A 9,600-nucleotide genomic window follows, 5' to 3' on the forward strand; every position below is an offset into this window, starting at 1 on the left:
TGGTTGCACGCCCTCGACGCCCGCACCGGCACCCCGCTGTGGAAGGTGGAGGTCGGCACCGTCCACGCCACCCCCGCCCTGCGCCCCACCGCGCCGGGCCGCGCCACCCTGCTGATCCCCACCTGGCCCGGCGAGGTCCATGCCCTCTCGCTGCGGGCCGACGGGGGCCGCGCCGTGCTGGACAGCCCCGAGCCGACCCTCTGGACCTACGACCTGGAGGACGAGATCTGGGCCGCGCCCGCGCTCACCGAGGGGCTCGCGCTGGTGGCGGGCTGGGGCGGCACCGTGCGGGCGCTGCGGCTCCTGGACGGCGAGGACGTGTGGGCGCACACCCTGGAAGGCCGCGTCACCGCCAGCCCGGTCGTGAGCGCGGGCCTGGTGTTCCTGGCCTCCGAGGCGGGCGAACTCGTCGCGCTCGACATTCAGACCGGGGCCGTGCGCTGGCACCGCCGCGAGAAGGAAGGCGTGCAGGCCACCCCCCTCGCGGCGGCGGGCACGCTGTACGTCGCCTTCATGAACGGCACGCTGCGGGCCTACCGGGAGGGAGCGGAGGACCCTGGCCGTTGAATCCACGCGGAGGGGCCGACCCTGCACCAGCCCCCGTACTTCCGCGAGGACAGGCTCGAGGTCCAGCCCGGGCTGATCCGGCAGTCCCCCCTGGGCCTGCTGATGACCGCAGGGGCGGGCGGGCAGCCTGATGGCGAACCCCATTCTCTTCTTCCTGGCCGCGTCCGCCTCGCAAAAGGGCACCTTGCAGGCGCATCCGGCCCGCGCCAATCCGCGGCTTGAGGAACGGGCCTGCGGCCGCCGAATGCCTGCTCGTCTTTCAGGGGCCGCAGGCGTACGTCACGCCCTCCTGGTATGAGACCAACCGGGACACCGGCAAGGTCGTGCCGATCTGGACCTACGCCACGGTTCACGTTCAGGGAACGCCGCGTCTGGTCGAGGACGCCGGGTGGCTGGCCTGCCACCTGAGCCTGCCCACGGCCGCGCCCGGGCCCGGTTCAATCCAGTGCCCCTGACGTTTGCCTGAACCGCGCGGGCGTACACTCACGCCAGTCCGCCCACCCCCCACCCTGCCGGAGGTCTTTCCATGCCCAATATCGGACCCGCTGAACTTCTCGTCATTCTGGTGATCGCCCTGCTGGTGTTCGGTCCCAAGAAACTCCCCGAACTCGGCAAGAGCCTGGGCTCGGGCATTCGCGAGTTCCGCCGCAGCACCGCCGGACTCAAGGAAGAACTGGAGGGCAGCCTGCGCGAGCCTGCGGCCTCTTCCGCCCCGGCCCCGGTCCAGACGGTGGTGGCGCAGGCCGTCGTGCCCCCGGTGGCGGTGGCTGTCCCCGCGCAGGCGGTGGTGCCTCAGCCCGTGACGTCCCAGACCGTGACTCCCCAACCCGTGACGCCTGCCCCCCGCGGCGACACCCCCGGGTCCTGACCCGCCACCAGCGCCGCCGATTTGTGGGGTGGGTGAAAGACCGCCCCTGTTAGATTGCCCGCGTGACCCCTGACCGTGTGGTTCCCCCGACCGCGAGGACGGCCGTCCTCCCGCCATCCCCGGGGCGCCGCTGATGCTCGCCCGCGCCCGCAGCGTGGCCCTGATCGGCGTGGACGCCGTGCCCGTCGAGGTCGAGGTGGACGTCTCGCCCGGCCTGCCCAGTTTCATGGTGGTGGGCCTGCCCGATCAGGCGGTCAGCGAGGCCCGCGAGCGGGTGCGGGCGGCGGTGCGCAACGCGGGCCTGCCCTTTCCCGCAGCCCGGATCACCGTGAACCTCGCTCCCGCCGACCTGCGCAAGGAGGGGCCGCTGTACGACCTTCCCATCGCGCTGGGGCTGCTGGCCGCGCAGGAGCTTCTCCCGGCTGGTGCCCTGCGCGGGCTGGTCTGCGCCGGGGAACTCGCGCTCGACGGGTCGCTGCGGCCCATCGCGGGGGCGGTGAATGTGGCCCTGCTCGCGGCGCAGGAGGGCGTCCCCGCCCTGCTGCCGGGGGCCAACGCGGCCGAGGCGGCGCTGATCGACGGCGTCGCGGTCTATCCGGCCGACACGCTGCTGGAGGCGGTGCGGCACCTCAGCGGGGAGGCCCCGATCCCCCCGGCTCCCCCGGCCGACCCCCTGGCCGACGAGGACACGTTTCCCGACCTCGCGGACCTCAAGGGCCAGAGTGGGGCCAAGCGGGCGCTGGAAATTGCGCTCGCGGGCGGCCACAACCTCCTGATGGTGGGCTCGCCCGGCAGCGGCAAGACGATGCTGGCCCGCCGGGCCGCGGGACTGCTGCCGCCGCTGACCCGCAGCGAGGCGCTGGAGGTCACCCGCATCCACTCGGCGGCCGGACTGCTGACGGCGCGGGGTGGGCTGGTGGGGCGGCCTCCCTACCGTGCCCCGCACCACACGGTCAGCGACGCCGGGCTGATCGGCGGCGGCAGCGTCCCCCGCCCCGGCGAGGTCTCGCTGGCGCACCGGGGCCTCCTGTTTCTCGACGAGTTTCCGGAGTTCTCGCGCAAGGCCCTGGAGACGCTCCGGCAACCTCTGGAAGACCGGACCGTCTCGATCAGCCGGGCGCGGGCCACCGTGACCTACCCCGCCAACTTTCAGCTGATCGCCGCGATGAATCCCTGCAAATGCGGCCACCACGGCGACCCCGAGCGGGCCTGCACCTGCACGCCCACCGAACGGGCGCGGTACGCAGGCAGGCTCAGCGGCCCGCTGCTGGACCGGGTCGATCTCGTGTGCCGCGTTCCCAGGCTCACGGTGGACGAGCTGTCCCGCGCCCCCGAGGGCGAATCCAGCGGGGTCGTGCGCGAGCGGGTGGCCTCGGCGCGTGCCCGGATGCTCGCCCGGCAGGGGGGCCGCAACAGTGACCTCGCCGGGCAGGCCCTGCGGCAGCACGCCCATCTGGCCCCCGGCCCGGAAGCCTTTGCGCGGGCGGCGGCCCGGCAACTCGGCCTGACCGGGCGCGGCTTCGACCGCGTCCTCAGGGTCGCCCGGACCGTGGCCGACCTCGCCGGACAGGACCAGATCTCGGAAGCGCACCTCGCGGAATCTGTGACCTACCGCCCCCGCGACCTCATCTGATGCCGCAGGGCTGAATCGGACGCCTGCGCCCGGCTGGATTCAGCGGCCCATACAGGCTCCGGGAGAGGAACCCGGCTCAGCAAGGGTACGGGCAGTTGTGCACCCTCCCGACGAGGGGAGGTCAAAGAATGGCGTGCGGGACGAGAAAAGCCCCTCTGCCCTTGCGGGGGAGGGGGTGGGGAGGAGCAGTGTGGGGAGGCGGCGCAAAGTGACGAAGCTGTCCGCACCATGGATCAGCTTGTTTCCTCGCCGCTGTCCCGGTTCGTGCGGGCGGTGCCGTCGTCTGCGCCGCCTCCGCCTTCCATCAGGTTGCCTGTATTGACGACGGCGGGGCTGGCGCTCTGGTTGCTGTTCACGATGGCGGGCAGGGCCGCCGCGTCGTCGTCGCGGACCATCTCGCCTGGAACGGGAGAATTCACGAGGTTCCCGCTCTCCTGCTCAACTTCCTCGACGCTGCGGCCCAGCGGGGCGTCTCCGTACCGGTTGTCGGTCATGGGTCAGTGTGGGCGCAGCCCCGGCTGCGGCGGGTGAGCCGGGGGTAGAGGGGCGTTAAGTACGCCGCGGTCGGTTCCGGGATCGGCCGGGGGAGTGCGTGGCGAACACAGGACGGGAATGGGGCGGGAATGCGCAGAGCCCAGGGCCTCCCTGAACACCCGCCACGTGAGCTCGGGCGTCCCCGAATCCTCGCCCGCCTGCCTGCTCCCCGGTCCCGAGCCGCTATCCTGCCGGGCAAGGTGAGGACACAGTGACGAGCGAGCGAGTGCAGACGGCCCTGCGGGACCTTGGAATCGGCGGAACGCCCCTGGCGACCCTGGAAAAGGAAGACGCCCTGTTCATGCTGCTGGAGGGCCTGCTGATCTATCAGGACGCGGGCGGCACCCGGCGGGTCACCCTGCGCGACCTCAACCGCATCCACAGCGACGGTGACGGGCTGCTGCGGGTCGAGACGCCCGCCGGGACGGCCCTGACCGCCAGCCTGCTGGGCTTCGACCCCGCCGAGGTCCAGGCCTTTTTTCCCCAGGTGCGTGACGCGACCGCCCGCGCCAAGAACCTCCCCTCGGCGCCGCTGCCCGCCGCGGGCGGCTTCAAGACGTTTGGCACCCCTCCGGGCCCGGGCCCGGCAACACGCTCACCGGCTCCCAGCGCCGCTGCCGACGACCGCCGCGAGGCCAACCGCCGGGTGACGACGGTGACGGCGACCCCTTCTGCGGTGACCCCGGCCCCGACCGCTCCCGCGCCCACCCCCACCCCCGAGCGCCAGCGGGAGGATGCCCCGGTGCCCACGGTGTCGGCCCCCCTGGTGTCGGCCCCCCCGGTGGAGGAGTTCACCGCCAAACCCGCGGCGTCCCTGGCGGCCCTGCCCATGCTGGCCGAGCGGGCGAACGCGGTCCACGCGCTCGTCGGGCGACTGCGGGTGCTGGCGGTCGTGCTGGGGCTGGCGGCGGTGGGCCTGGCGCTGGTGCAGTACCTCGACGGGCAGGCGTTCCAGGGGCTGTGGACCCTGATCGCGGGGGGGGTGGGCAGCATTGCGCTGTTCGTCTTCGCGGACGTGACCCGCCTGATCGTCACGCTGGCCCGCGCGGTCGCCGAGCAGTCCGGGCAATCCGGGCAATCCGGGCGCACGCCGGACGCCTGAGCCCCGCGCCTCCCCAGGCCCGGACCCTGCCATGGACCCCGTCACCATCCTGCTGCTGCTGTTCGGGCTGGCGCTGCTGCTGTTCGCCACCGAGTGGCTGCCCGTCGATGTCACGGCGCTGCTGCTGCTCGCGGCCCTGCTGGTGCTGGGGCTGATCCCCACCCGCGAGGCCTTCGCGGGCTTCGGCAGCGACACCGTGCTCACGCTGGCGAGCCTCTTTATCCTCACGCAGATGCTGCTGCGGGCCGGGGTCATCGAGTGGATCGGGACCACGCTGGCCCGGCGTGCGCGGAATGCCGCCGGAATGGTGCGGGGCATGCTGGGCACGGTCGCGGGCGTCAGCGCCTTTACCAGCAACACCGCGACCACCGCCGTCTTTCTGCCGCTGGTGACCGGACTGGCGCGGCGGGCGGGCATCGCCCCCAGCCGGGTGCTGCTGCCGCTGGCCTACGCCAGCATCCTGGGCGGGACGGTCACCGTGATCGGCACCAGCACCAACCTCGTCGTGTCGGGGGCCCTGCCGGGCGCGGGGCTGGACCCGCTGGGCTTTTTCGAGCTGGCCTGGGTGGGTGTTCCGGTGGCGATCGTGGGCCTGCTCTACCTCTTTTTCGTGGCTCCCCGCCTGCTTCCCGAGCGTGAGGCCGAGCTGGAAGCCTCTCTGCGGGCCTACCTCGCGGACCTGACGGTCGCGCCCGGCAGTCCGCTGGCGGGGCAGACCCTGCGCGAGTCGGGGCTGGGCCGTGACCACGGGCTGACGGTGGTCGCGGTGCGCCGGGGCGAGCAGACGATCTATGCCCCCGGCCCCGACTTTCAGATGCAGGAACTCGACACCCTGGCGGTCGAGGGTCCGCCCGAGCGCATCCTGGCGGGCAAGAGCACCCTGGGCGTCTTTTCCAAGAGCGAGCAGAAGTTGCAGGTGGAGGGCTCGGCCCCGGTGCGGCTGGTGGAGGCGGTCGTGCTGCCCGGCAGCCTCCTGATCGGCCGCACCCTGCGCGAGGCCCGCTTCCGCGAGCGCTACGGCCTCTCGGTGCTGGCCCTGCACCGCCGCGCCCGGACGGTCGAGCGCCTGGGCGGGTTGCGGGTGCAGGTCGGCGACGTGCTGCTGATTCAGGGCACGCCCGACCGCCTCGGGGGCCTGGGAGACCACCTCACCGTGCTGGGGGACCTGACCGAAGCGCAGCGCGACCGCCGCCGCGCTCCCCTCGCCCTGGGGCTGTTCGGCGGCGCGGTGGTGCTCGGCGGGCTGGGCGTGCTGCCCCTCAGCGTGGCGGTCGTGATCGCGGTGGCGCTCGCACTCGCGCTGCGGCTGGTCACCCCGGAGGAAGCCTACCGCTCGGTGGAGTGGCCGGTGATCGTGCTGGTGGCCTGCATGCTGGCCTTCGGCACCGCCTTCGAGGACACCGGGGCCGCGCGGGTCCTGACCGGGGCCATCTCCGGGATGCTGGAACCGCTGGGACCCTACGGCCTGCTGGCGGCCCTCTTCACGGTGACGGTGGCCCTCACCCAGCCCATGAGCAACCAGGCAGCGGCGCTCGTCATGCTGCCCCTTGCCATCGGCACGGCCACGGCGCTGGGCTACGATCCGCGCCCCTTCGTGATCGGCATCACCATCGCCGCCAGCAATTCCTTCATCACGCCGCTGGAGCCGTCCTGCATGCTGGTCTACGGGCCGGGGAGGTACCGCTTCATGGATTTCGTGCGGGTCGGGACGGGCCTCACGCTGGTGACCTTCGTGGTGTCGCTGCTGGTGATTCCGCGCGTCTGGCCGTTCTGAGCCCGCAGCCGCCACCTTTAGGAAAGGTTCCCGTGAGGGCGGCGGCTCCTGCGGGAAGGGGAAGGCAGCCGGGCGCGGCTGTTATGCTGCCCGCATGAGTTCAGACCGCAGCCACGCCCCGATCTCCTGGGTCTTCGCTCTGCTGGCACTCGGTGCCCTGGTGGGCATCGGCACGGCGGCCGCGCTGCTCGCCCGCAAGGACCGCCCCCTGCCCGACGACCCCGACGCGCCGCTGTTCATCTGAGACAGACTCGGATGGAATCGTTGACGCAGTGATGCAATCCGGGCAGCGCGAGTGGGAAAGACACGGGTTCCGGGCGTGGAGTGGGCGAACCGGTGCCGTCCCGGGTTGTTAACGGGGCAGACGGAGCCCGCATGAGCTGAAGCTGTCCTGGCCCGGCACCTTTCAGCACAGAGAACCGCCAGGGCACCGTGTCCTGGCGGTTCTTGCTGGGCTGTGAGGATGACCCGGAGGTCAGTCCGCTGCCGCCGGAGCTGCCCCCGGCGCGGGTTCTGGCCGGGGCAACTCCCGGGGCAGGCGTCCCCACAAGAAGAGCAGGCTCAGGCCCCCCAGCGCGGCGAGGGTCAGCAGGCCCACGCGCGGCCCCAGCGGTCCCTCCTTGCCGATCAGGAAGCTGGCGATCAGGGCTCCGGGCGGCCCCATGCCCACCAGAACGAAGGAATACAGGCTCATCACCCGCCCGCGCAGGTGGTCGGGGATGGACAGTTGCACGGCGCTGTTCGCACTCACCAGCAGCGAGAGCATCCCGAAGCCGCACACGGCCAGCACGGGTCCGGCCAGCAGCGGGCCCGGCGTCAGGGCCAGCGCCGCCGCGCTCGCCAGCAGGATCACGCCCCCCAGCCGCAGGTTCCGCAGCGGGTTGGGTTTGCTGGCCTGCCACAGCGCCCCCGCCATCGCCCCCAGCCCGAACATCGCCGAGAGGGTCCCGAAGGCCGCCTCCCGCGCCCCGAACACCACCCGCGCGTAGTAGGGAATGATCACGTTGAAATTGATGATGGTCAGGCTCATCAGCCCGACGAGCAGCATCACGTTCCGCACCGCCGGGGTGCGCCGCACGTAGGCCAGTCCCTCGCGGATGTTCTCGCCCACGCTGCCCTGCGGGATTCCCTCGCGCGGGGGAAAGGGAAGGGTGGCGATCACGAACAGCACCACGAAAAAGGACGAGACGTTGAGGTAAAAGGGCAGCGCCAGCCGCGAGATGTCGTCCGGGTTCCCGGCGGCCAGCAGCGTGACCCCCAGCGCGGCGACGATGCCGAACAGGGCCTGCCCCACCGTGCGCGACACGTTGAACGACAGGCTGTTCAGCGCGACCGCGTTGGGCACGTCGCTGCGCGGCACGAAATCCACGACCATGCTCTGGCGGGCGGGCATGTCAAAGGCGTTGGCGACGCCTCCCACAAAGGCGATCGCCATCACCAGTGGCAGCGTGACCACCCCCAGGTGGGTGGTGACGGCCAGGGTGACCGCCGTGAACAGCAGCGTGATCTGGGTGGCGAGCAGCACCTGACGCCGGGGCACCCGGTCCACCACCGCCCCCGCGAACAGCGAGAGCAGCAGGCTGGGCAGGAACTGCGCCACCGTCACGTACCCCAGCGCCGCGCTGCTGCCCCCGGTCAGCTCCAGCACGAGGTACTGCTGCGCGGTCGCCTGCATCCACGAGCCGATCAGCGAGAGAAGTTGCGAGAACCAGTAGCGGCGGTAATTGGGGTGTCGCAGGGCGCTGAACGTCCGGGCACGCCACCCGGAAAGGCGGGCAAGCATCCGTCCACAATAGGCCCATTCGCGGAGGGGGTTCCCGTTGACCCGCACACCGTGCCCGGGGCGGATGACCACCTGACTGCATAAAGGCTTGGCAAATGTGACCTCAGTCTGGTACAGTGCCCCTGTTTCAGATTCTCTTCGGGCACCTCTCATCTTTGCCCCACCCGGTCAGCCGTGTGCTGGCGGCGTCGCCCCATTGTCTTTCGCGCCCTGTGAGCCTTTCCCATGCCTGCACCCTCCAAGCCTGCACCGCGCTTTCCCGCCGCCGTCCGCGCCGCTCTGGTGTTCACCGCCCTGGGCCTGTCTGGGAGCCTCGCTCCGGCGCTTGCCGCTGCCACTGCCACCCCCCCCGCCAGCCCGGTGAGCCCTGCGCTCCCGGGCGGCGCCCATGTTGCGGGGGCCAGCTCCGGGGGAGCCGTGACGGTGCAAAAGGGCGACACGGCCTACAGCCTCGCGCGGGCGCACGGCCTGAAGGTGGAGGAGTTGCTGGCGCTGAACAGCCTGAGTACCCCGGACCTGCAGGTGGGGCAGGTGCTGCGGGTGCGGGCGGTGGGCGCGGCGCACACGGTGCAGCCCAAAGAAACGCTCTACGGCATCTCCCGGCAGTACGGCCTGAGCGTGGACGCGCTGCTGGCGGCCAACAGCCTGCCCGCGACGACGGTGCTGGAAATCGGGCAGGTGCTCCAGATTCCGGGCGCCGCCCCCGCAGCTGCCCCGCGCGTGCTGGCGCAGTCCCTCCCCCTGCCGCTCCCCCCGGTGGCTCCCGGCGTGGTCACTCCGGCCGCCGCCCCCTCCGCGACGGATGACGACTGGCGCGGCACGGCGATGGCGCTGCTGGGCGTGCCCTACGTGTACGGCGGCACCAGCCGCACCGGGCTGGACTGCAGCGGATTCGTGCTGCAGGTGTTCTCGCCGCTGGGCGTGGACCTGCCCCGCACCAGCGCGGCGCAGGCCCGGACGGGTCAGGCCGTCGAGGTCGCGGACCTGCAGGCCGGGGACCTCGTCTTCTTCGACACCGTCGGGCGCGGCGAGGTCACCCACGTGGGCATCTACCTCGGCGGGGGCCAGTTCGTGAACGCCAACTCCTACCGCAAGCAGGTCGCCGTCGACCGCCTGCAGGGGGACGCCTACTGGGAACCCAAGCTGCTCGGCGCCCGCCGGGTGCTGCCCCCCGTGATGTACGGCTCGGCCCGCTGAGACAGGCCAGGCCAGGCTAGACCGGAGCCCCTGGAGAACTTCCCAGGAGCCCTGCCTTTTTCCTTTGCGGCGCTCTGCCGCCGTGAGGGGCTGGAGACGCTAGAGCATTTGCCATAAGAATGCGGTGGGTTTCCGCATTCGT

10 protein-coding genes are annotated in these 9,600 nt (G+C 71.9%); 8 read left to right on the forward strand and 2 right to left on the reverse strand.

The window, feature by feature from the left end:
• From QOL99_RS11520 to QOL99_RS11535, 4 genes are all read left to right on the forward strand, one after another.
• A partial coding sequence (locus QOL99_RS11520) for an outer membrane protein assembly factor BamB family protein (RefSeq protein WP_285523990.1) occupies positions 1-567 on the forward strand: 567 nt, incomplete at its 5' end.
• Between the two features lie 218 nt (positions 568-785).
• Entirely contained in the window at positions 786-1,022 is a 237-nt protein-coding gene (locus QOL99_RS11525) for an FMN-binding negative transcriptional regulator (protein ID WP_285523992.1), read from the forward strand.
• Positions 1,023-1,093: 71 nt separating this feature from the next.
• On the forward strand, positions 1,094-1,435 hold the full coding sequence (locus QOL99_RS11530) for a Sec-independent protein translocase subunit TatA/TatB (RefSeq protein WP_285523993.1): 342 nt from the start codon (positions 1,094-1,096) through the stop codon (positions 1,433-1,435).
• Positions 1,436-1,568: 133 nt separating this feature from the next.
• Positions 1,569-3,068 (forward strand): YifB family Mg chelatase-like AAA ATPase, encoded by a 1,500-nt coding sequence (locus QOL99_RS11535; RefSeq protein ID WP_285523994.1) that lies wholly within the window; start codon positions 1,569-1,571, stop codon positions 3,066-3,068.
• A 233-nt stretch (positions 3,069-3,301) separates the two neighbouring features.
• Here QOL99_RS11535 and QOL99_RS11540 read toward each other — a convergent pair whose 3' ends face one another.
• Positions 3,302-3,562 (reverse strand): hypothetical protein, encoded by a 261-nt coding sequence (locus QOL99_RS11540; RefSeq protein ID WP_285523996.1) that lies wholly within the window; start codon positions 3,560-3,562, stop codon positions 3,302-3,304.
• 251 nt (positions 3,563-3,813) lie between these two features.
• Here QOL99_RS11540 and QOL99_RS11545 point away from each other — a divergent pair, with 251 nt between their 5' ends.
• From QOL99_RS11545 to QOL99_RS11555, 3 genes are all read left to right on the forward strand, one after another.
• Entirely contained in the window at positions 3,814-4,704 is an 891-nt protein-coding gene (locus tag QOL99_RS11545; protein WP_285523998.1) for a hypothetical protein, read from the forward strand.
• Between the two features lie 31 nt (positions 4,705-4,735).
• Positions 4,736-6,478: an SLC13 family permease gene (locus QOL99_RS11550; RefSeq protein ID WP_285524000.1), complete on the forward strand. Its 1,743-nt coding sequence runs from the start codon at positions 4,736-4,738 to the stop codon at positions 6,476-6,478.
• Between the two features lie 94 nt (positions 6,479-6,572).
• The gene (locus tag QOL99_RS11555; protein WP_285524001.1) at positions 6,573-6,722 is read left to right on the forward strand and encodes a hypothetical protein; all 150 of its coding nucleotides are present in this window, start codon (positions 6,573-6,575) and stop codon (positions 6,720-6,722) included.
• A 231-nt stretch (positions 6,723-6,953) separates the two neighbouring features.
• On the opposite strand, the gene QOL99_RS11560 is transcribed toward QOL99_RS11555, so the two are convergent.
• Positions 6,954-8,261, reverse strand: coding sequence for an MFS transporter (locus tag QOL99_RS11560; protein WP_285524002.1), 1,308 nt, complete (start codon positions 8,259-8,261; stop codon positions 6,954-6,956).
• A 225-nt stretch (positions 8,262-8,486) separates the two neighbouring features.
• Between QOL99_RS11560 and QOL99_RS11565 the strand changes: the two genes are divergently transcribed.
• Complete coding sequence (locus QOL99_RS11565) at positions 8,487-9,458, forward strand: C40 family peptidase (RefSeq protein ID WP_285524004.1); 972 nt, start codon at positions 8,487-8,489, stop codon at positions 9,456-9,458.
• The last annotated feature ends 142 nt before the right edge of the window (positions 9,459-9,600 follow it).

Origin of the sequence: Deinococcus rhizophilus (genome assembly GCF_030271215.1) — a bacterium.
GTDB classification, from domain to species: Bacteria; Deinococcota; Deinococci; order Deinococcales; family Deinococcaceae; genus Deinococcus; species Deinococcus rhizophilus.

Bases quoted from the DNA above. Each gene is read 5' to 3' on its own strand.
- QOL99_RS11550 (WP_285524000.1), top strand. From the start codon at position 4,736: ATGGACCCCGTCACCATCCTGCTGCTGCTGTTCGGGCTGGCGCTGCTG.
- QOL99_RS11560 (WP_285524002.1), bottom strand. From the start codon at position 8,261: ATGCTTGCCCGCCTTTCCGGGTGGCGTGCCCGGACGTTCAGCGCCCTG.
- QOL99_RS11530 (WP_285523993.1), top strand. From the start codon at position 1,094: ATGCCCAATATCGGACCCGCTGAACTTCTCGTCATTCTGGTGATCGCC.
- QOL99_RS11535 (WP_285523994.1), top strand. From the start codon at position 1,569: ATGCTCGCCCGCGCCCGCAGCGTGGCCCTGATCGGCGTGGACGCCGTG.
- QOL99_RS11565 (WP_285524004.1), top strand. From the start codon at position 8,487: ATGCCTGCACCCTCCAAGCCTGCACCGCGCTTTCCCGCCGCCGTCCGC.
- QOL99_RS11540 (WP_285523996.1), bottom strand. From the start codon at position 3,562: ATGACCGACAACCGGTACGGAGACGCCCCGCTGGGCCGCAGCGTCGAG.
- QOL99_RS11555 (WP_285524001.1), top strand. From the start codon at position 6,573: ATGAGTTCAGACCGCAGCCACGCCCCGATCTCCTGGGTCTTCGCTCTG.